Here is a 21,327-nt window from a genome sequence, read left to right on the forward strand (position 1 = left end):
CCAATATAATAAAAATTCAACCGGATATTATTTTATCTATTGTTGCAGTATAATCCGAAAGCGAGAATATTTCCTTTGCTTTATTTTTTGCATCTTTTACCATTGAATACAATCCTTCCCTGTTTTGGTGCACATATATCAGTTTCTCAAGAATCTTTTCAAAAAAATCATTCCCCTTTCCATCCTCCATTAGTAAATCTCTCATTGCTAGCATATTACCCACTTCTCCAATTCCAGCAGCGTTCATACCTATAAGGGGCTTACCCGCATCAAGAGCTTCCAGAAAAATTCTGCCCAATGCCTCTTGTTTGCTCAGATGCATTACGCAGTCTATTGAATTGTAGATGACGTTCCTGTCCTTCTGAAATCCTGCAAAAGCAACAAAGGAGTAGGTGCTATTCTTATTTAACCAATCTGATTCCTTCACATCTTCTGAAACTTCACCATAAAAAATAAAATTGAACATACTGCCCAAACCTTTTCGTTCTATCATCGAAAACAATTCGGTGAATGTTTCAATGCCTTTGGTAAAAGTTAATCTCCCAATTACCCCTATTCTCAATGGACCACTAAAGTGCAATGGAGGAATTTCCTTCCCCTCAAAATTGAAAGGGTCATATAACAAGATGGAAGGAAATGGAAGGTTTTGGCGGATATAATCCGAAACAGAAATAAAACGAACATTGGAACCTGGTTTAAGAAACCACCTTTGCGTTTTTGTATCTTCTATTATGCGTACATGGACTATGAACCTCTTACCGGGAAATAATTTGGAAAGCAGAATAACGTAATTTATATGCCCGGCTTCATTCCAATAAACTGTATGGTATTTTCCTAATGCTAAATGCCGTATAAGCCTCCAATAAAATCTTCGTAACTTATATGGATCAAACCCGGAGAGTTCATGCGGAGTACCTGCTGCCCTCAAATATTTTAAGAATAAACCTCTTTCATTTATAGCAACACTGGAAGGCAGGACAGAATCGGTTAAATAGTCAAACAAAACCTGTTCGCTACCGTAAAAATTACCCGATGGACTAATAATTAAAACCGACATTCTGTTCTTATCTGATCAGGGAAATTTTTTCATCAATTCTTTCCAATTGTCGTTGATAACTGTTATCCAAGGCAAAATCCTTTCTGATTTTTATTTTTTCAGGACTGTTCCAGAATTTAAGATTACTAATGCAATCGGAAAACAGCTCACTTAATTGATCATTGGAATTCCTGCTCTTTGTCATTTGAACGAGGTCGGGGTGACTTGAATAAGTGGTAATATTATTAGAAATGACCAATTTTCCAGTACTAATAAACTCCAGCACCTTATGATAATTGGTACCGTTGCTCTGGTCTTTGTTGATATCATAACAAATCAGGAAGGCATCCACATTTCCATATTCACGGGCTAAATCTGATGGCGAAACGGGTCCGAAGAGCTTTACATGCGAAAAGTTCTTAAGGGAATCAATAAAGGCCCGCGTCTGATCATCATCATCGCCCCCTGTATTTGAAGATGACAAATCATAGTTTCCCCAGAAATAAAATTCATATTCAGGATGATTACCTACTATGTCCAATAAAGTCTTCCTGTCAATATCCTTTCTGATTAGGTTGCCTGCCAGACCAATCCGTAAAGGGCCTGAGTGTTCCTCGAAATCAGTTGGACGAAGAAATTCTTCATTGACACCATGATTAATAAAATAACGAGGAACATTATAATGTCCATACTTTTCAAGTATTTCTGTGGTTACAGAAATGATCAAATCGGCCCCTTGAGCCGATTGAATAGCTAAAGAATTCAAAGGTTCATCCACCGGGTGAAAAATCTTAATAGCGGTCTTCGGAAAGAACTTAAAGGGGTATAAATTGCCAAGGTCAAAAGACCAAATAACATTGACAGGTTTTCTGATTTCCTTCAAAATAGCTCTAACCTGTCCTTTCATCAGCAATTGAAAGACAGAGTTAGCATGGAACTTCAGAGCATACGGGAACCATAGCTTGTGGTCTATAATGTAAAGTCCCCTAATCTCGGAATGTATAGAAACCTGTACTCTATTAGCGAGATTCGGTGCAGGAGGATTCAGGAAATAGACTTCATTACCCGCTTTCGCCAATTCAACGGCATAATGATGCTTGGATACGAACATTTTTCCCCAGGACTGGGGAGACAATATCAAGATGGTTTTACCGGTTAATACTTTCACTTCCTGCCAGAATAAAATTCCTTTATAGAATTAGCTACATAAACGATCATTTCTTCCTTCAGTTCCGGGTAGATTGGCAAAGACAGAATTTCAGATTGTAAGTTAGTAGCAACTTGAAAATCCTCCGGTTTATAGCCAAGATATTCATATGCAGGCAAATTAGGTAATGCCGTTGGATAGTGAATTGCGGTTTCTATACCTCTGTCCGACAAAAATCTCGCTAATTCATTTCTTTCCTTCGCCCTTATCACATATAAATGCCAGGTATGCACCGTTCCCGGCCTTGTGGCTGGTAAGATGATCTCAGCAATTCCAGCAAGGTGATTATGATAAAGATCTGCATTCTGTATGCGCATCCTTGTCCACTCTAAAATATGAGGCAGTTTGGCCGACAGAATCGCTGCCTGCAGACCATCAAGGCGGCTGTTGATTCCTTCCATCTTGTGTTCGTGCTTTTTGAGTGCTCCATGACGAGCATACATCCGACACTTTTGTGCCAGTTCATCATCATTCGTCATAATACATCCTGCATCACCATAGGCACCCAGGTTCTTTCCAGGATAAAAACTAAAGGATGCAGCCAGACCGAAATATCCGGCTCTTTGCCCATCCAATTCCGAAAAATGAGATTGGGCACAATCCTCAATCAGATTAATCTTCTGTTTATCACAAATAGCTTTAATAAGATCAATCGGACACATTTGTCCCTGCAGGTGAACAGCTATCACTGCCTTTGTATGTGGGGTTATTGCGGCTTCAAGCTTAGTGACATCCATACTATAATAAACCGGATCAATATCTACAAATACAGGTCTCGCCCCGGTTTGAGTAATTGTTTCTGAACTTGAAATCCAACTGTTAGCCACTGTGATCACCTCATCACCTTCACCAATACCAAGCATTTTCATGATAATATAAAGTGAATCTGTACCATTTGCACAGGAGATAACATTCTTAATTCCATATAATTTTGAAAATTCTGATTCAAACGCATTCACATATTTGCCACCAATAAAGGCAGTTTCGTTGATCACATTTGATATAGCAGAATCAATTTCATCTTTAATAGAAAGGTATTGAGCTTTCAGATCTACAAACGGGACTCTCATTTATTTAAATTTCTCTTATGAATTTTGCGGGGTTTCCAGCATATACACCGCTTTTAGTAATATTTTTTGTAACAACAGAACCTGCCCCAATAACTACATTATCACATATATTAATAGGTAAAATTGTTGCGTTGGAACCTATTGAAACATTGTTACCAATTTTCGTTGGCCGCCACAATGCTTTATTTCCCTGGGCTGGTCCGCCTCCAGAAAACAAATCATTTATGAACATTACGCCATGACCAATAAAACAATAATCACCTATTGATACTAGTTCACAAATAAAAGAATGAGATTGAATCTTAGTATTACTACCAATTTTTACATCCTTTTGAATTTCAACAAAAGGACCAATAAAACAATTATCACCTATAATGCAACCATAGAGATTAACGGGTTGAACAACTTTTACATTTTCACCAAATTCAACATCGATTCGAATCTGAACCTGTGATAATAATGGCTGATTCATATTAATTATTAGGAGAGTTTAACTGCAGAAGAATAGATTTTCTCAATAATCTCAACAGTTTTCATTCCTTCAAAGGAACTGGTAGATATCTCAGCATTGTTTTCCAATACATCAATAAGGTTATCATAAACCTTATCGTGATTACTCATTGAACCCTGGTAATTTCCATAATTATTTGCCTTGTTTCCTTCAGGAAGATTCTCAATTTTATAACCCTCAATGTTCTGGTATTCCAATTCATTAAGGTATTGCCCCCCTATTTTCACTGTTCCCTTCTCGCCAAATATGGTAAGTGAACCTTCCATATTCTTATTGTAACTATTTACTGTATAGTTAACTGTTCCAATAGCTCCATTGTTAAACTCCAGTATAACCACACCAGTGTCTTCAAATTCAATAATACCCTTATGAATATAGTTTCCCATAAAGGCTTTTACATTCTTCACATCTCCGACCATCCAGTAAAGAAGATCGATAAAATGACTGAATTGAGTGTATAATGTACCGCCGTCCAGTGCAAGCGTGCCTTTCCATGAATTATGATAATAATCTGGATTCCTGTTCCAGAAACAACTTAGTTGAACGCTTAGCACTTTTCCAAGGCGGCCTTCATCTAATAAACGTTTAACTGCTTCAACTGGCGGATTGAATCTATTCTGCTTAATGGCAAAAACCCGCTTATTCTTTCTTTCCGCAACTTTAATCATCTCACCACAATCAGCTACAGTAAGCGCCATTGGTTTTTCACACAAACAGTGAAATCCGGCTGAAAGAATCTGAATCGCATGCTGAGCATGGAGCCCGTTTGGTGAGCATACCGCTATTACATCAATAGCAGTTTCTGATTGCAACATATCTTCAATAGAATAGTATGCCTTTGCGCCATATTTTCCCGCCATTTCATCAGCCTTTTCCTTTACAATATCGCAAACAGCAACAAGTACACCTTTATTATTGATATGTTCTGCATGTCGCTGGGCAATTCTGCCACAACCTACAATTCCAAATTTTAATGATGAGCCCATTTATTTATTAGGTTTTAATATTCTTCTTATTCTTTCTGTTTTCTTAAGGAAACTCATGTATCTGCGCTTTGATTCTGTATCCGTTTTAAACTCCTCGTGTTTGCGAACAGGCAGCGCCATAATTTTTTCAAACTCTTCGTTGCTTAATCCCAGCTTCTTTAGCACATACTCTTTATCTGCCTCTAATTCTTTCGAATCATATAAAGGTTTATCAAGCTCAGCAATTGCTTCGGATTTGGTAATCTGGCCGGAACATATTAGAGTTGACAAATGTGCCTTTCGTTTGTCAATGTGAAATTTTTCTGGTAAAATATATGCCTGGTAGAATTTGGTGAAAATTGATTCATAGTGTTTTCCCCCATAATCCCGCCAGTCCAGCTCCTTTTTTATGAGCTCTTTAATTTCAGCTTTGTTGTATGGAACATAATTCAGAATTGAAATTGGTGTTAACCTCAATACAGCAGAGTAATACACATACTTTTTAAAGTCAAAAGTGGGATACGACTTCAGTTTTTTCTTACCATACTTATTGTGAATATCTTCCAGGTTGGCATAATCCATTTTCTTGTACAACCAACTGGGTGGCATTATAAATTCAGTTACAATATTAGTACCGCTGATGATGTAACCAATATTTTTCTCTTTTGCCAATTTATACATAGTTGCAAAAATGGCATGATCACTTGCCACCTCAATATCAACCACCGAAGCCCTTAAATATGATAGTTGCAGGTCTTTAAATTCCTCCCAGTTGATGACAAGTGTGAATAGATCAAAACCAAGTTTCTTAATGATATTCTCTACATTCATAACTGCCAGTTCACTATTCCAGCCATTATCCAGGTGTACTGCCAGCGGGCGCAATCCTAGCTTTTTTACCAGGTATGCCACATATGTACTGTCAACTCCACCGCTTAGCCCAATAAGGCAATCGTACTGGCTTCCTTTACCCGATTCCTTTATCCTTACTGCCAGCTCATTTAGCTTCTTCTCTCCGTCAGCACCCTTGTAAACACCTTCCTTTTCAGCCATCATGTATTCATGATAGTAATTACAAACCCCGTTCTGATCAAATTGAATATCAGGGTCTGCAATATTATCCATAACAGTCAAAACACATTGTTGGTAATTGGGATCATCCTTACTTAAAACCATCATAATTAATTAAATCTGCTAAATAATTTATCTTCCAAATCTTTCTGTGAGGGATAACTGATCAGTACTGCTCTATGCGTTCTTTGAAAAACAAACATACTTCCGGCAGCCACAGCTGATGCTCCAGCTGCTACTGCAGATTGAAAATCATCTATAATAGAAGCCCCTCCGCAAGCAATTACAGGAACATTAACAGCTGAACAAACCTGTTTAATCAGGTCAAGATCAAACCCATTGTATGTTCCATCTCTGTCGATACTGTTTAGGAATATTTCTCCTGCACCAGCATTAACCAGCTCCTGAACATATTCCACAGGGCTCTTCCCTGTGTTTTGCCCTCCGTTTTTAACATATACTTTGTATTGACCCAACCAATTTTTTTTAACATCCACAGATGCTACAACACTCTGACTACCTACCAGACTGGCCGCCTCTGTCAACAAAGATGGATTCTGATAAGCCTGGTTATTCAGAACAACTTTCTCAACTCCCAGGTAAAATAGTTGCTTAATCTCATCGATCTTAGTTATTCCCCCACCATAAGCTAAAGGAACAAACGCTTCGCTAGCTATTTCTTTAATTCGTTGAAAGTCAGGTCCTGATTGATTTTTCGTAGCCTCAATATCAAGTATTACAATTTCATCAACTTCTTTGTCATTGAATATCTTCACAGCATTAATAGGATCTCCTACATAAGTATAATGTTTAAACCGCACAGATTTAACAAGACCTCCATCCTGTATCAGCAAAACAGGAATTACCCGAATTCTTCGCATCTATCCTACTATTTATCAATAACGCTCAATAAAATTTTTGAGCAACTGCATACCAAACCGATGACTTTTTTCAGGGTGAAACTGTACCCCAACTATATTTCCGCATTCAATTCCGGCTGTAAAATTATACCCATAATTTGCCATTACCATTTCATCTAAATTATTGTCGACCTTAACATGGTATGTATGGGCGAAATAAAATCTGGAATCCTCCAGTCCGGCAAACAAACTAGAGGGCTTTACCGGCTTCACATCCAGCCATCCCATATTTGGAATTCTGAATGTGTTTGTATCCATGCGAGTAGTATCAAAACGCACAGTTTTGCCATGAATCCACCCCAAGCCTGGTTCACTTCCCTCTTCACTTGAATGCATAAACATCTGCAGTCCTACACAAATACCCAATAAAGGAATTTTTTCCTCAAACACCTTCTTTTCAATTGCAGGTAACAATCCAGAGGCTTTTAACTTGATCATACAATTGTCAAAATGTCCCATACCTGGCAGTAGAATTTTAGAAGCATTTGCTACAGTATCTATATCACCGGATATAATTGATTGGTTACCCCCTTTTTTAATCATATTCTGAATGGAGGATAAATTTCCAACACCATAATCAACAATTACAAGCATTAAGTTTTAAGATATTTATTTTTATACTTCTCAAATTTTTCAGCTTTTATGTACCCATGATAGAGTTTTTTATTCTGAAATGGAATACATCTTGAAACATCCAGGTCCTTGATCTTCGTTGCTGGCACTCCCCCAATTATGCAAAAGCCCTCTTCAAAAGATTTCGTAACAACTGCTCCAGCCCCAACTATAGTCCAATCACCTAATTTAACCCCGGGCATTATTTTGGCTCCAGCACCAATCCAACAATATTTACCAATTTGAACTCGCTCTGATATATGTTCTCTGCTATCATAAACGTTATGATTGGCGCTTACAATAACAACATTGGGCGCAATCTGGGTGTAGTCACCTATTTCAATTCCTCCCTTACCTTGAATATAGCAGCCTTTCATTATACCGGGATAGGCATCTACACCAACAAGAATTTTATCCGCATCATATACCTGACTGGTCCAATGAACCGGCCAATATGCTTTTCGATTACCCCCCAAATTCAGAACCTTCTGTTTAAACCAGAAGTCAAAATTTATTCTGTTCTGATAATCATCGGTAGCCCTTATAAATGAAAAATATGGAAGCCTGGTCAGGGGAACAGTAATTAATCGAAATGGATTCTTTAAATAAAACCTCAATTTACTTATCATTATAAGACCTTGTCTGGTTCTTTATATGGATTTATTGGGGTTGAAGTAGCAAGCACATCAGTAACTCTTACATTTTTTGTAGCTAATAATTCACGAGAAGAGAAACCAGAATCCCGTAGAAACTCGAGCATTTTTTTTATTCTGCCTTTCTTTAAAGAACGTTTACAGAATTCGGCACATTTCCATTTAAGCTTTTCATGAATACTATAAGTAAGTTCAGGATTTCCTGAAATAATATTATCAGCATTGAGAATGTTATTAATGTAATCCATAGCCTGAATTAAAGCCACATCCTCGGGAATCTGGGATGACGCCTGACCCGGCGTTTCGCGCGGCCATGAGAGCCACCCAGGAATATACAACACAGGAAAGTTAGCAGCTAACCTCAACCGAATTTCGTCATCACCCGATTTATATTTTTCGGACAGCATAAATTTTTTGAGATGCTCAAGTCTGAAAAAATTAGACGCAAAACTTGATACCAGAAGATTCACGCTACCAAAGAAATAATTTTTATACTGTTCTACCGGTTGAAGCAAAAATGGAAATACTGCATTATTCAAATAACCTTTCTGAATTGCCATACAAGCCTCAGGATACTTTTCTATATATTCAAGAAATGTGATTATAGCATGTGGATAAATAATATCATCACCATCAATAAAAATCAGGTATTTACCCTTGGCCAGTTGAATGGCTTTGTTTCTATTAACATATTCTTTCAGATTTCTCTCATTTCGATATGTTATTATCCTCGGATCTTTGAATTCATTAATAATCTCCCAGGTATTATCAGAGGAGTTATCATCTCCTATAATATATTCAATGTTAGGATATGATTGTGACAAAACACTAGATATAGTATCTCTGACATATCGAGCAGAATTATATGTGACCGAGACAACTGAAACTAAAGGACTATCAGAATTATTATTAAGGGTGGGTATACTTTCCGTCATAAAACGCCTTAACATTTGATAAATATTGTTCTTTACTATAATGATAAGCGCAAATTTGAAAAATCTTCTTCTGATAATTCTCAAATTCTTTCTCTATATCTAGCTTAACAATATCCTTATGAATATTTCCAGACAGGTCATTATAATCACTGTATATTGTTTTTAATTCCTTATAATCAGGGGTAAAAAAATCTTCATTGTAAACGGCAAAACCAATAGCTCCACTAAAAACAGGCTCAATCAAATAACCATCAAGACCTTCTCCAAAAGTCAACGACCATTTAGCTCTTGATATCAGTTCCTTATATTGATTATATGTTAGATTTTTAATGATCTGAACCTTTAATCCAGGTATAAACTTCAATTGTTCCAATACTTGCGATTTCATAGGATGCTCATCAGGTGAAACGACTATCAGGTTATCTTTATCCTTCCACTCAACAAATCTGTATTGTTCCGGACTGATCCATACAGAAAATTTATGAATTGGTACTCCATATTTCTCGCGGTATATGGGAGTACAATATTTTTGGTGAGCAGTCGTTATTGTTACCTTATTAGTAACATTTTTAACTTTCGCTATTATGTCTACCCCAGGCATTAAGCGAATATTTTGGTTCATGATATTGATGTGTACCATTTTTCTCTCCTGAAACCATAAGCGGTCTGCCACCGAAAGGGTAATAACAAACTTTTCTGTCATATACTCTGGTATATGAAATGTTAACACAGAACTCTGGGTGAAATATCGATGCAATTGTTCAAACCGAAAAACAGGTGTATTATTCTCAAACTGTTCATGCTTCTCAAGAAGGACCTCACCATGCATGGTACACATAATGGTCTGAAAACCGAACTGTTCATTGAGTTTACGTGTTTCTTCGCAGAGAGACATTATAGAAATTGCACCTCCAGAAATATTATCCTTGCCAGAAAATCGATCTGCTCCTTGTACAACAAAAACTACCAATGGGCGGTTATTATTGACAAACAACTTTGGCAATAATTCATTTTGCCTTCTCCTGATACCATTTTCCCTGACTAGCCTTTTCCGTTCATGGCCATACCTAAACCAGCGATAAGTTTTCTTTATAAGTTCTGGTGAAATATTTCCTAGTATTGTTTTCATTTCTTAATCGGCTTTGCCGGTATGCCAACAACAACTTCATTGTTTTCCAAATCGCGTGTCACTACAGCTCCGGCACCCACTTTAACATTATCTCCAATCCTGATACCCGGTAGAATAATAGCTCCACTGCCAATGCTTACCAAATTCCCTAATGTCACCTTTCCAAGAATTCTGGAGCCAGGAGATATTTCACAAAAAGAGCCGATTTTACAATCATGGTGAATTGAAGAATTTATATGAACGAGTGTCCCATCTCCTATGCAAACATTCGTGGTTATCACAGCGCCCGTCATTACATTCAACCCTCTTCCAAGTTCATTATTTATACCTACTCGAGCCTGAATAGATATTAGAGAGAACGGCTCAAATCCTGCATTACTAAAAAGGTCATATAATTTCTTACGGATTAGCGGATTTCCTACCCCTACTACAAATTGTTGAATAGCTGAATTCAAGTTCCTGGCAGAATCCAAACTATCCAAAACAATTTGGTCCAACAGAGTGGCAGGAGCATTGCCGGAATCATCATAAAAGTAGTTTGGAGGTTGTATTCCACTCCAAATAAATTCATTATATAATTCCCTTGCGTGACCTCCAGCCCCTAGTATTATCATGTCAATATTTTAGAATATCACCGATTATAGAACAAATCCGCCGGATGTTCTCCTTCGATAAGTCATGGTATAAGGGCAAACAAATCACTCTTGCTGCAACAGATTCTGCAACTTCCATTGATCTGTTGTTAACATACACTAACTTATTCAATGAAGGATAGAAATATCTTCTTGGGTATATATAAGCGGCATTGAGTGCATCCCTCACTGCAAGCAATTGCTTTTCCGTTTCAAAAACCACAGGATAATAAGAATAATTATAGTTAGTATCAAGCGTAATAATAGGACGCTGAAGTTTTATGCCATTTTCAGCCAGACAGGTTTCATAATATTGGGACAGCTCCTTCCTGGTTTCAAGAATTTCATTTATGTATGGGAAAACACAAAGGCCCATTGCAGCATGAAATTCCGAACTCTTACCATTAATACCCATTCCCCAAAAGTCTTCCTGTCCCTTATGTCCAAAGTTTCGCATATATGCTATCCTATGAGCAACATCATCATCATTAGTTGTAATGCCTCCCCCTTCCACAGTATGAAAGAGCTTTGTGGCATGAAAGCTAAGCGTTGAAATATCACCGAAATTCATCACGCCCTTACCCCGGTGTTGCACTCCAAATGCATGGGCTGCATCATATATAACTTTCAGATTGAACTTAGCAGCAATCCTTTCAATTTCAACTGTGTTGCATGGGATTCCATAAACATGGGTAGCCAGAATTCCTGTAGTTCTTTCTGTAATTGATTCTTCAATTTTAGCTGCGTCGATAGTAAACGTTTCCGGGTCTATATCTACAAAAACAGGTTCTGCCTGTTCCCAAACAATAGAGGAAGTGGTGGCAACATATGAAAAAGGCGTAGTGATAATTTCTCCTTTTAAATCCAATGCTCGTATGGCGATCTGCAGAGCAATTGTACCATTATTGACAAAGAAAAAATGTTTTACACCAAGATAATCCCTTAATTTTTCCTCAAGCTCGTTTACCAGCGGACCGTGGTTGGTCAGATGACCCCTTTCCCATATTCCTTTTAAATATTCCGTATATGTTTCAAATGGTGGTAAAAAAGACTTGGCTACATTTATCATGATTAATTATTGTAAAGATTAACCGCATCATTATATAAGGTATTCAATCTTATTTCAAACGCCCTGGAACCAAATTTACTTACAACTGAATTATGCAATTTTTCTTTATTCAGATTGTTTGAAGAATTATATAGCAATTCAAGCTTATCTGCTATGGCTTCTGCATTCTTCAAGGGCACTACAAAGCCATTAACCCCTTCATCCACAATATCTCTTACGCCGCCATTATCAGTAGCAATAACTGGAATACCTGAGGCTATTGCCTCCGCGACTGCGACACCAAAGGTTTCATACAAACTAGTGGATACCATAACAGAAGATGTCTGATAATGCTTTCGCATAATGTCGGGATCCGAAATATCAAAAACAAATTCGATATTATCAGTTAAGTTCATATCAGAAACCATCTCCTTAATATCTTCCAGAGAAATACCATCCGTAAAGCTTGTTAGCATAACAAGTTTTGCCTTAAAAAAATGAGCATACCGCTCCTTGAAAATTTTTAATGACAAGAGCAAGGTTGGATAATCTTTTCTGGCACTAAGGCTCCCAACATTAATTATCGTAAAGGAATTATTATCTGAACTGCCAACATCTGCGGGATAAAAGGATGTTTCATCCAGAAGATTGCCAAGCACAAAAGCATCATGAAGGAACTGGTTACGGATATAAAGATCCCTTTCATAGCTGCTAACAACACTGAAAAGAGTGGCATTCGCAGTCAGAAACCTATATCCATTCAGGGAGTTTTCATTAAGTGTAGTTGCAACCAAGGGAGTATGCTGTGTTAGCACCCAAGGACATTTAAAATGCTTTGAAAGTGCTTGGGCAAAAAAACCTGCTGGAAAGCAATCGTGTGCATGAATTATATCTGGTTTCCAATTCCATTTAGAAACCATGGAAATCAGATCAGGTATAAGATCTTCTACTATTTCCTTTGTAAGATCGAGTTTCTTTGAAAGTGCATTTACATTAAACTGTAGGAATATTGCTTCGGGTTCCTGAAGGCAATAATCGGAATTTATAGTTATAGATTTTTTCAATCCGCTTTTTATAAACTCTTTTTTTGACTGCTTTTTCACTACCGGTAGAAGAACCTTAACATCGTTACCAACATTTCTCAGCAACTGTGCTTGTAACCTGAAAAATACTCCCAGGGATGGATTATGACTGGTAGGATACCAGGAGGGTATAATCAATATCTTCTTCAAAAAAGCCTTTTGTATAACCTCCGGAAATAACCGAAGGGATGATTAAGCCAGTACTTCAAACTAATGGGGTTTCCATGCCATGCAATTTTAATTGCGGTAAGGAAAGTCCTTCCACTGAAATGCCAACGCACATACGGAAGCAGAGCCTTGTAAATGGTCTTATTAGGTAATTTTCCTTTAAACCTACTGGTTAGCAATTTCTCGGCCCCTGACCAATAAACAAGGTCAAACGTATTGGCGCTAAGTCCTGTTCCGCTGTAGCTGGCTATGATCTGATTTACATATAGCCATTTTACATTCGGTGCTGTAAAAAGAATCTTATCCAGATAGGCGTCAGCTGATACCTTCATAGAAGTATTATAATAACCAAATTCGTTGAATAGGGTTTTCCTATAAAATGTACTTTGATGGCAAATTGGTTGAAGGCAAATTTTCTCATCATCAAATTCTCCGTCGTATGTAATTTTTAATTCCTCATTGTAAACACTGCCATAAAGGACATCGTAATTCTTATAATCATTGGAAAATACTTTCTCAATAACCTGCGGATCATATAATCTATCATCACTACCAATAAAATAAACAAATTCACCTTTTGCCTTTCGAATACCTTTATTCATGGCATCATAGATGCCATTATCAGACTCAGAAGAGAAATTTATATTTAATCCCTGAAATTTAGAAATGATTGCTGAGGTATTATCATTGGAACCACCGTCCATTATTAAACATTCAATTAGTGCTATATAGCTTTGATCTAAAATACTTTGAAGGGTTTTCTCTAAAGTGATTGCTGAATTATACGTTGGTATAATAATCGAAACTAAAGGTGGTGGTAACATGAGTTCTTCTATGTGCATTACCTTGAACCTGCGCTTTTGACCTATTTAATTTACAACGCAGGCAATGCAATAATGAGCAGTGAGTTTAATGTTTGCTTTTCTTTTTAAATATTTGAAATGGTTTTAAAAGAAATGTGCCTAATTTATAGGTATTAGAATGTTGCACTTGCAAAACACCCTCCGACATGCCAGCCTTAAAACCAGACCAAAATCCAAAATATTGTGTGTTTATAAGCAACTTTTTTTTGGTGTTAATTTCTACAGAACTAAAATCTTCAGATTTTGCAAAACTTATGAAATCACCACCTAATTCAAAAATCAAATTCTGAATTAATGGAAACATTCTACCATCATATTTTTTAATGGGATTATTACAATCTTTAATAGAAAAGACATAATTATAGGAAAACAGGTTTAATTGCTTTAAGCCATAAAGATCCATACCAAAGTTCTCTTGAATATTAAACCCAAATAAATTAAGGAACTTCGGATCTATCTCAAAGTAGGCATCAAACTTATTAAGGGATTCTGAAAATTCTTGAAAGTGATACCCCCCGTGCGGTGCAAATAATCTTAATGGAACTTGCAAAAAACTGGTATCATATTGCACATGAGTTCCTAACTCAGAAAAATTTGATGTGTGAGAATGGAAAGGGTAAACAACATAGAGATCATTTTCCACGATATATTTATAAAAATATTTCTTCCATGAACTTTCAGGCCAACCCTTAACTGTTTCAGGTAATTTATCCTTGTCGGTTATGACCATATTGTCCTTATAATAATTTTTAAACCTCGACCATTGGAATTTTGTCCATGCTTGTCCCCAAGAACTAGGCACTTGCATAAAAAAATTATCATACCCATTATTAATGGGTTGAAAAGGGAGTTGAGCATATTCATTCACTTGGTAAGAATATAGAGAAATACCGGCCATCCTAATATCATCATTATAAAACCTTAAAGCATGAACTGCAAAATTGTAAAATTCAGGTCCTACTATACAATCATCTTCCAAAATAATAACTTCATCCCATTTACTTGTTAGATCTCCGCAAGACAGAACGTGATTACGTAACCCCAAATTTTTTTGATGCTTAATAACAATCTTATCCCCAAATGGCCAAGCAAATGAATTAGAATGTGTAATTACATCCTTTGATCCGCCACCATCTATACTAATAATCAATCTTACATTTGTATGTCCATTATAATTAGCCTTCAATAATGAATCTAATAATCTTGACAAGGAATTTAATCTATCGAAAGTGATAGCAACAATAGTTGGAGAACCAGACATAAATTCAATTCAATTTTCAATAAAGGCAATCCAGATTAAATTTTAATAAATTTCGATACTAGGATTAACTCAAATAAGCTCCTCCCTTAATATTAAGCTCTCGGCTTTTGATCAAAATTGGCTCTTGCTTTTTATACTCCATAAAACTATCTATCCAAAATTTTGCTTTTTTCAAGTTGAATTTTAATAGAGACTTAATAAAAAATTTAAAACACATGGCTTTTCTTGAGCCAATTTCTTCTTTAAATGAATCACTATTAATATTTAAAAATGAAATCAATTCAGCCCTTCTTTCATTTAATGCTTTGAATTCCTCTCGGATCCCTCCACCTCTATCTTCTCTATCATGCCAAATTCTAGTATTTGGAGTCACACCTATACTAAAACCATGATATAAAACTCTGTGACAGTAATTAACATCTTCACCGTAATGAAAAAAAACAGGATCGAATCCTCCCACTTTTTTAATGCATTTTGCTGAAATGAGCCATGCGGCACAATTAATATATTCAACTTGATAGAAGGATTTTAACTTTCCGATTAAACAATCACTAAGTATCATGCAATTGCTAATAGGTCCAATATATTTGGAGAAATTTCTATCCAAAGCTGTACCCGCACCATTTAAATGTAGGGGACTAATGATACCCAGGTTAGTAACCTTGTGAAAATAGCCTACAAGTTCTTTAATTGTATTTACCTCGATCCAGGCATCTTGATTTAATAAGAAAATATAATCACAATCATTTTCTAGTGCAGTTCTAATTCCGATATTATTAGCACCTCCAAACCCCATATTTGAATTATTCTCAATTATTTGAACATCTGGATAATTAGATTTAATTAAACTTACTGTATTATCAGTTGAAGCATTATCAACAACTACACATGTTATGGGTATTGAAGATTTCAATAAGCTGTTAAAACATTTATCTATCCATTGAGCACCATTGTAGGTAACAATAACAGCATATACTTTCATTATTTTATCACTCTAATGTAGTATGAAGTAATAGTTATTTACTTGCAATGATTATAAACTGATGCGTAAACCAGTCTGGAAATATCTTTTTTAATACCTTACCATAAAAGGGAAATTCACTGAACATAGCATCTCTAAATCTAAAATTGCGATTTATTGCCATTGTAGTATAACCAGACCCTTCAATTAAATCGTGCAAATTATTTAATGCGAAGAATCTTTTATGGGTTTTATCAAAAATACCACGTTCATTAATTGGCCACTTTTTTTTAATCAACAAATGATACGCAACATCAATATGTCCAGTATTAGGTATTGAAACAATGATTCTACCGGTTGGTTTTAATTTCGCTCTTAATGCTGCTAATACATTCCAGGGGTTATCAAGGTGTTCTAATACATCACCAAAAAGAATATAATCAAAGAATTCATCAGATAAATTCTCAATAATTAATGGGTCTTCAATACTACCGATAAATACACTATCCAAATTAGAAGATGCTACTAGGCCCATATCGTTATCATATTCAATACCAGTTACATGAGATGCAATGCCTAATTCTTTCAGATAAACACCATTGGTTCCATCTGAACATCCAATATCTAGTATTTGAAGATTTTTTCCTTGAATATACTTTGCGATATCTTTTCTCGGGGCTACGTAAGAAGAGTTAAATTTCATATTCATTTCCAATAACAGTTACCAAAAACATTCCCATAATCATATTTATTGTGAATATTCAAAGGAGAATTATTATCTACAATCTCAAATCCACATACATCTTCAGCTACATCAATCTGCACCTTTCTCGGCTTATGAATTATCACATGCAATGAGTACGAACCCCTTACCAAAAAGTTAGGATTTATAACTAATTCATATGTGTCAACTGCACTTTTTAGCTTATGTTCTGTTGGGAAAACTCTACTTTTAGTTTTATCAAGTACCATTAGAAATATGGAGTATTCTTCAACATTTCTATTTAAAACTAAATTTAATTTTACTACAATTTCCTCGTCATGGAAAAATGTATTTTTTCTATTTCCTCCTTTATCCAATAATGTAATCTCCCTGATAAAGACATCCTTTTCAGGATTAGAATCATTATTGATATAAAATTCTTCCGTTTGTTTAACTAAAGTGTACCTATTCAAAGCTTCACTAATTGAACCTGAATACAATAATTTTCCTTGATCTAACAATACGCCCTTTTTACATAATCGTGCCAATGAATCTAAATTGTGACTAACAAACAGAACTGTTCTTCCTTCCCCTTCACTTACCTGTTCCATTTTCCCTAACGCCTTTCTTTGGAATTCTAGATCACCTACCGCCAACACTTCATCAACAATTAAAATTTCTGGTTCAAGATGGGCTGCAACACCAAATGCAAGCCTAACATACATACCTGATGAATATCGCTTTACAGGGGTATCAATATAACGTTCGACACCTGCGAAATCCACTATCTCATCAAATTTTCTTAAAATTTCCTTTTTTGTCATTCCTAAAATTGCGCCATTTAAAAAGATGTTTTCTCTTCCTGTCAATTCGGGATGAAAGCCAGTACCCACTTCCAAAAGGCTTGCAACTCTTCCTTTAATACTAATTTTCCCTAAAGTTGGTGAAGTTGTTCTGCTTAAAATCTTCAATAAAGTGCTTTTGCCAGCACCATTTCTTCCCATAATACCTAAGGCTTCACCTTTCTGTACATCAAAGCTCACATCTCTTAGACTCCAAACAAAGTCACTTGATCCTTTTGTGGTACGGTCATTAGTCTCACCTACTTTAATATATGGATCTTCCTTACCTCTAACCCTGTGCAACCATCTATTTATATCATGCGAAAAGGATCCTGTCCCTATCTTTCCTAGTTGGTATTGCTTAGATACGTTTTCAACTCTTATTACCGTATTACTCATTTTTCTGGATTATCTACTTCGATTAATTAAACGGTATCCATAAAGCTCTTTTCCACTTTATTAAAAATTAATACTCCTATTATCAAGCATATAGACATAAATAAACAACTATACGAAATAGAAGTAATTGAAAATATACCCTTACCAAATAAGGCAAACCTAAATGCTTCAATTAAAGGTGAAAGAGGGTTTAGCATAATCAACCATTTATATGATTTATCTTCTATAAAAGATAAGGGATAAGCAATTGGAGTAATATACATGCCCAGTTGAACTGCAAAGCCTAACAAAACAGTGAAATCGCGATATTTTGTAGTTAATGCGGAAATAATTAATCCCAGACCTAAAGCAAGACCAGCAACTATTATAATAATTAATGGTACTAGTAAAATGTTTATCGAAAAATTGAATGCAGTTCCATTAAAATGAAAATAAATAATCATAATAATCAATAATCCAAATTGAATTAGTAGCCTAACTAAGTTTGACATTATTACAGAAATTGGAAGTACTAAACGGGGAAAATAAACTTTGCCAAAAATACTTGCATTAGTAACGAATGTATTTGAGGTGTTTGTAATACAAGCACTAAAATAGCTCCAGATAGTAATGCCACTTAAGTAAAATAAAATCGGATTTATCCCATCAGTTGAAATTTTTGCAATTCGACCAAAAACTAATAAAAACATTAATGTAGTAAGAATGGGTTGGATTATGTGCCAAAGTGGCCCAAGGATCGTTTGTTTATATTGAGCGATGAAATCCCGCTTAACAAAAAGAACCATCAAATCCCTATACCTCCATAATTCTTGAAGGTTTAAATCAAATAATGAAGATTTTGGAGATATGACAAGGTCCCATTCTGAATTACTAACTTTTTCTTTCATGATTTCTAATCTTAATAATTAGCTCCAAAAATTCCACCAGGCGCGTTTTTTTTCAACATCAAAATACTGGTCTTGCTTATTCCCATAACCATACCCATAACCATATCCATAGCCGTAGCCATAACCATATCCTGCTCCAACTTTCACATCATTTATCACTAATGCCATCTGTGGTAAACGCTTCAACTGGTACATGTTTTCAATGAATTCTGTCATCTTTTTAAGTGTGTAACCCTGGCGCACAAGATAAAGAGTTGCGTCAGCATATTTACCAAGGCTTATAGCATCACTAACCAATCCAACAGGGGCTGAATCGATAACAATAATGTCATATTTTTTGCGAGCCCAACTGAATAAATTATTCATTCCCGGCAATAACAGCAATTCAGATGGATTCGGCGGCAACACCCCACAAGGCAACACAAATAAATCTGGGTTGCCTGGAACAGCAAGCACTAGTTCGTCTAGGTCCTCATCCGCAACTAAATAACTGGAAATACCTTTTCTTGCGGTTAAGCCAAGATTGGAAGCAACTTTTGGTTTACGGATATCAAACTCCATTAAAAGAGTTTTTTTACCAGACAAAGCATACGCAGCTGCAATATTGGTGCTAATGAACGATTTTCCTTCTCCGCTCATGGATGAAGTAATAAGTATTACAGGTTCCTTGGTATGACTTGCAAGATAGGCCATATTAGCCCTGATTGCACGAAACTGCTCCGTGATATAACTCCGGTTCTGTTGTGTGACAAGTAATGGGCTTGGGTCTGCTGAACGGCTGATTTCGCCAGCTATAGGAGCGCTTATATTATTCTCAATGTCATTCCTGGTCGTGATCTTATCATTTAAAAACTCTATCAATGCAATAATTGCAATTGGAATGGCCAAACCTATCAGAAGGAATTTAATATATACAGACTTGGGCAATGGCGCTACTAATCTCGCACGATCCGAGGCTTTTTCTAACACTGCAGAATTAGGCAATAGACCAGCTGAGCCGATGGCTACCTCCTCCTTTTTTGATAACAAGAGTAAATATAACTCCTCTTTGATCTTTTGCTGTCTCTCGATGTTCAGGAGATTTCTCGCCTTACCTGGCACGCTAATGGCTTTTGATTGGGATAGACGGTATATCTTATCGTTTTCTTTAATTGCTATCTCATAAGAGGATCGCACATTCTGCATAGCTTCTATAAGGTTACTCCTCAATTTGTCTATACGGGCGCTAATATCAACAACTATTGGGTTTTGACTTGTGGTTGTCTTAAGCAAGCTAACTCTCTCCAATTGGGCTTGGTTATAGGCTGTGATAGTGGCGGCAAGCGCCGGTTCGTTTATTTCAAGGTTTACCGGAACTGTATTATTGAAGTTCTGCTCACTTTCTACATAAGCTTTTAACCAATCAAGTATCCTTTTCTTTACTTCAAGTTCATTATTATTTTTCTCCAAATCTTTCATTGTAGTGGTAAAAAACTGGGTCTGCATTTCCAGTTCCATTCCATCATTTTTTTCTTTAAAACGTTGTAATGAAATTTCAACTCCTGACAGTTCTGATTGCAATGAATCTAACCGCTCGTCAATGAAATTGATTGTATTGTTTGCGATCTGGTATTTGTCTTCTACCGTAGATGCCGCGTATTCATCCATAATAGCATTTACAAAATCCGCTGCCAAAGCACGATCAGTGGAATTATAAGAGACATCCAATATATTAGTCATTTCGTTGGTCTGCTGAATCTCAATACCACTAACAAGAATTTCTGCAGCTATATCAAGGGGATACCAAAAAATCTGGTAATTTCTTTCACCCTCATTGGGCATCGAACCTGTAAAATGTATTTTGAATACCCCCTGACTGTTTTCGATTGGTTGACCAAATGTTCTTGGTGTTTCTTCCTGGTCTAACTTGTACTGCGTTTTATCGATTATCATTACAGAAAAACCTACAGAACCTGAATCTTTTCTTGAAACGGTTTCAAGTCTTACGGGACTTGAATTGTACAACATTGTTGATCTTACATTGCCAACACCATAATATTGTGTTTGGAGTTTCAATCGTTGAACCACCCTTTGAACAAAGGATGATGACTTCAGCATCACCATTTCGTTATTAAGGTTGGCACCTCCACTTAATGAGAACATGTCTTTAAAACGATCATCCCCTCCACCCATAGGTGTTTCTGATTTTAGGATCATTTGGCCTGTAGATCGGTAGATTTTTGCTGTGTAGCGCAAATTACTCCAGGCAAGAACCAATGAAATAATTGCCGCAAGAATAATCCACGGCAAATATTTGACATACCGGTAGATCAATTCCCGTGGGGAAACATGCTTTTTTGTATCGGAACCGTATTCTATGGCTTCTTCCATTT

21 protein-coding genes are annotated in these 21,327 nt (G+C 36.2%); all 21 read right to left on the minus strand.

The features are described 5' to 3' along the window. Positions 1–16 precede the first annotated feature (16 nt). Positions 17–1,057, minus strand: coding sequence for a glycosyltransferase (locus tag V6M43_RS05080; protein ID WP_332732985.1), 1,041 nt, complete (start codon positions 1,055–1,057; stop codon positions 17–19). A gap of 7 nt (positions 1,058–1,064) precedes the next feature. Further along, positions 1,065–1,763 (minus strand): hypothetical protein, encoded by a 699-nt coding sequence (locus V6M43_RS05085; protein ID WP_332732987.1) that lies wholly within the window; start codon positions 1,761–1,763, stop codon positions 1,065–1,067. 437 nt (positions 1,764–2,200) lie between these two features. After that, positions 2,201–3,313 (minus strand): DegT/DnrJ/EryC1/StrS family aminotransferase, encoded by a 1,113-nt coding sequence (locus V6M43_RS05090; protein ID WP_332732988.1) that lies wholly within the window; start codon positions 3,311–3,313, stop codon positions 2,201–2,203. Between the two features lie 4 nt (positions 3,314–3,317). Beyond that, positions 3,318–3,785, minus strand: a complete 468-nt coding sequence (locus V6M43_RS05095; RefSeq protein WP_332732990.1) for an acyltransferase — start codon at positions 3,783–3,785, stop codon at positions 3,318–3,320. An 8-nt stretch (positions 3,786–3,793) separates the two neighbouring features. Beyond that, the gene (locus V6M43_RS05100; protein WP_332732992.1) at positions 3,794–4,810 is read right to left on the minus strand and encodes a Gfo/Idh/MocA family protein; all 1,017 of its coding nucleotides are present in this window, start codon (positions 4,808–4,810) and stop codon (positions 3,794–3,796) included. Next, a complete protein-coding gene (locus V6M43_RS05105; RefSeq protein WP_332732994.1) occupies positions 4,811–5,965 on the minus strand; it encodes an N-acetyl sugar amidotransferase in 1,155 nt (384 codons plus the stop codon). Between the two features lie 5 nt (positions 5,966–5,970). Next, a complete protein-coding gene (locus V6M43_RS05110; RefSeq protein ID WP_332732996.1) occupies positions 5,971–6,741 on the minus strand; it encodes an AglZ/HisF2 family acetamidino modification protein in 771 nt (256 codons plus the stop codon). 15 nt (positions 6,742–6,756) lie between these two features. Continuing rightward, positions 6,757–7,374, minus strand: a complete 618-nt coding sequence (hisH, locus tag V6M43_RS05115; RefSeq protein ID WP_332732998.1) for an imidazole glycerol phosphate synthase subunit HisH — start codon at positions 7,372–7,374, stop codon at positions 6,757–6,759. After that, complete coding sequence (locus tag V6M43_RS05120) at positions 7,374–8,021, minus strand: acyltransferase (protein WP_332733000.1); 648 nt, start codon at positions 8,019–8,021, stop codon at positions 7,374–7,376. The genes hisH and V6M43_RS05120 overlap by 1 nt, the downstream gene beginning before the upstream one ends. Next, positions 8,021–8,980 (minus strand): glycosyltransferase family 2 protein, encoded by a 960-nt coding sequence (locus V6M43_RS05125; RefSeq protein ID WP_332733002.1) that lies wholly within the window; start codon positions 8,978–8,980, stop codon positions 8,021–8,023. Before V6M43_RS05125 ends, V6M43_RS05120 begins: the two co-directional genes overlap by 1 nt. After that, a complete protein-coding gene (locus V6M43_RS05130) occupies positions 8,955–10,109 on the minus strand; it encodes a hypothetical protein (protein WP_332733004.1) in 1,155 nt (384 codons plus the stop codon). Before V6M43_RS05130 ends, V6M43_RS05125 begins: the two co-directional genes overlap by 26 nt. Then, positions 10,106–10,723: an acetyltransferase gene (locus V6M43_RS05135; RefSeq protein WP_332733005.1), complete on the minus strand. Its 618-nt coding sequence runs from the start codon at positions 10,721–10,723 to the stop codon at positions 10,106–10,108. The genes V6M43_RS05130 and V6M43_RS05135 overlap by 4 nt, the downstream gene beginning before the upstream one ends. 1 nt (position 10,724) lies before the next feature. After that, entirely contained in the window at positions 10,725–11,810 is a 1,086-nt protein-coding gene (locus V6M43_RS05140) for a DegT/DnrJ/EryC1/StrS family aminotransferase (protein WP_332733006.1), read from the minus strand. 2 nt (positions 11,811–11,812) lie between these two features. Continuing rightward, positions 11,813–13,021 carry a glycosyltransferase gene (locus V6M43_RS05145; protein WP_332733007.1) on the minus strand — a complete coding sequence of 403 codons (1,209 nt, stop codon included), beginning with the start codon at positions 13,019–13,021 and terminating at the stop codon, positions 11,813–11,815. After that, the gene (locus V6M43_RS05150) at positions 13,018–13,881 is read right to left on the minus strand and encodes a glycosyltransferase family 2 protein (protein WP_332733008.1); all 864 of its coding nucleotides are present in this window, start codon (positions 13,879–13,881) and stop codon (positions 13,018–13,020) included. The genes V6M43_RS05145 and V6M43_RS05150 overlap by 4 nt, the downstream gene beginning before the upstream one ends. A 67-nt stretch (positions 13,882–13,948) precedes the next feature. Beyond that, a complete protein-coding gene (locus tag V6M43_RS05155; protein WP_332733010.1) occupies positions 13,949–15,163 on the minus strand; it encodes a hypothetical protein in 1,215 nt (404 codons plus the stop codon). 64 nt (positions 15,164–15,227) lie between these two features. Further along, entirely contained in the window at positions 15,228–16,145 is a 918-nt protein-coding gene (locus V6M43_RS05160; protein WP_332733012.1) for a glycosyltransferase family 2 protein, read from the minus strand. A 34-nt stretch (positions 16,146–16,179) separates the two neighbouring features. Further along, positions 16,180–16,833: a class I SAM-dependent methyltransferase gene (locus V6M43_RS05165; RefSeq protein ID WP_332733013.1), complete on the minus strand. Its 654-nt coding sequence runs from the start codon at positions 16,831–16,833 to the stop codon at positions 16,180–16,182. Next, complete coding sequence (locus V6M43_RS05170) at positions 16,830–18,068, minus strand: ABC transporter ATP-binding protein (RefSeq protein ID WP_332733015.1); 1,239 nt, start codon at positions 18,066–18,068, stop codon at positions 16,830–16,832. The genes V6M43_RS05165 and V6M43_RS05170 overlap by 4 nt, the downstream gene beginning before the upstream one ends. 26 nt (positions 18,069–18,094) lie before the next feature. Then, a complete protein-coding gene (locus V6M43_RS05175; RefSeq protein ID WP_332733016.1) occupies positions 18,095–18,955 on the minus strand; it encodes an ABC transporter permease in 861 nt (286 codons plus the stop codon). An 18-nt stretch (positions 18,956–18,973) separates the two neighbouring features. After that, entirely contained in the window at positions 18,974–21,325 is a 2,352-nt protein-coding gene (locus tag V6M43_RS05180; RefSeq protein ID WP_332733018.1) for a GumC family protein, read from the minus strand. Between the last annotated feature and the right edge of the window lie 2 nt (positions 21,326–21,327).

It is taken from the genome of Flavihumibacter sp. (assembly GCF_036676075.1).
Taxonomy (GTDB): Bacteria; Bacteroidota; Bacteroidia; order Chitinophagales; family Chitinophagaceae; genus Flavihumibacter.

What these genes read in the sequence shown, in the direction of transcription:
- V6M43_RS05080 (WP_332732985.1), bottom strand. Translation starts at nt 1,057, where the DNA reads ATGTCGGTTTTAATTATTAGTCCATCGGGTAATTTTTACGGTAGCGAA.
- V6M43_RS05090 (WP_332732988.1), bottom strand. Translation starts at nt 3,313, where the DNA reads ATGAGAGTCCCGTTTGTAGATCTGAAAGCTCAATACCTTTCTATTAAA.
- V6M43_RS05095 (WP_332732990.1), bottom strand. Translation starts at nt 3,785, where the DNA reads ATGAATCAGCCATTATTATCACAGGTTCAGATTCGAATCGATGTTGAA.
- V6M43_RS05100 (WP_332732992.1), bottom strand. Translation starts at nt 4,810, where the DNA reads ATGGGCTCATCATTAAAATTTGGAATTGTAGGTTGTGGCAGAATTGCC.
- V6M43_RS05105 (WP_332732994.1), bottom strand. Translation starts at nt 5,965, where the DNA reads ATGGTTTTAAGTAAGGATGATCCCAATTACCAACAATGTGTTTTGACT.
- V6M43_RS05110 (WP_332732996.1), bottom strand. Translation starts at nt 6,741, where the DNA reads ATGCGAAGAATTCGGGTAATTCCTGTTTTGCTGATACAGGATGGAGGT.
- hisH (WP_332732998.1), bottom strand. Translation starts at nt 7,374, where the DNA reads ATGCTTGTAATTGTTGATTATGGTGTTGGAAATTTATCCTCCATTCAG.
- V6M43_RS05120 (WP_332733000.1), bottom strand. Translation starts at nt 8,021, where the DNA reads ATGATAAGTAAATTGAGGTTTTATTTAAAGAATCCATTTCGATTAATT.
- V6M43_RS05125 (WP_332733002.1), bottom strand. Translation starts at nt 8,980, where the DNA reads ATGACGGAAAGTATACCCACCCTTAATAATAATTCTGATAGTCCTTTA.
- V6M43_RS05130 (WP_332733004.1), bottom strand. Translation starts at nt 10,109, where the DNA reads ATGAAAACAATACTAGGAAATATTTCACCAGAACTTATAAAGAAAACT.
- V6M43_RS05135 (WP_332733005.1), bottom strand. Translation starts at nt 10,723, where the DNA reads ATGATAATACTAGGGGCTGGAGGTCACGCAAGGGAATTATATAATGAA.
- V6M43_RS05140 (WP_332733006.1), bottom strand. Translation starts at nt 11,810, where the DNA reads ATGATAAATGTAGCCAAGTCTTTTTTACCACCATTTGAAACATATACG.
- V6M43_RS05150 (WP_332733008.1), bottom strand. Translation starts at nt 13,881, where the DNA reads ATGCACATAGAAGAACTCATGTTACCACCACCTTTAGTTTCGATTATT.
- V6M43_RS05155 (WP_332733010.1), bottom strand. Translation starts at nt 15,163, where the DNA reads ATGTCTGGTTCTCCAACTATTGTTGCTATCACTTTCGATAGATTAAAT.
- V6M43_RS05160 (WP_332733012.1), bottom strand. Translation starts at nt 16,145, where the DNA reads ATGAAAGTATATGCTGTTATTGTTACCTACAATGGTGCTCAATGGATA.
- V6M43_RS05165 (WP_332733013.1), bottom strand. Translation starts at nt 16,833, where the DNA reads ATGAATATGAAATTTAACTCTTCTTACGTAGCCCCGAGAAAAGATATC.
- V6M43_RS05170 (WP_332733015.1), bottom strand. Translation starts at nt 18,068, where the DNA reads ATGAGTAATACGGTAATAAGAGTTGAAAACGTATCTAAGCAATACCAA.
- V6M43_RS05175 (WP_332733016.1), bottom strand. Translation starts at nt 18,955, where the DNA reads ATGAAAGAAAAAGTTAGTAATTCAGAATGGGACCTTGTCATATCTCCA.
- V6M43_RS05180 (WP_332733018.1), bottom strand. Translation starts at nt 21,325, where the DNA reads ATGGAAGAAGCCATAGAATACGGTTCCGATACAAAAAAGCATGTTTCC.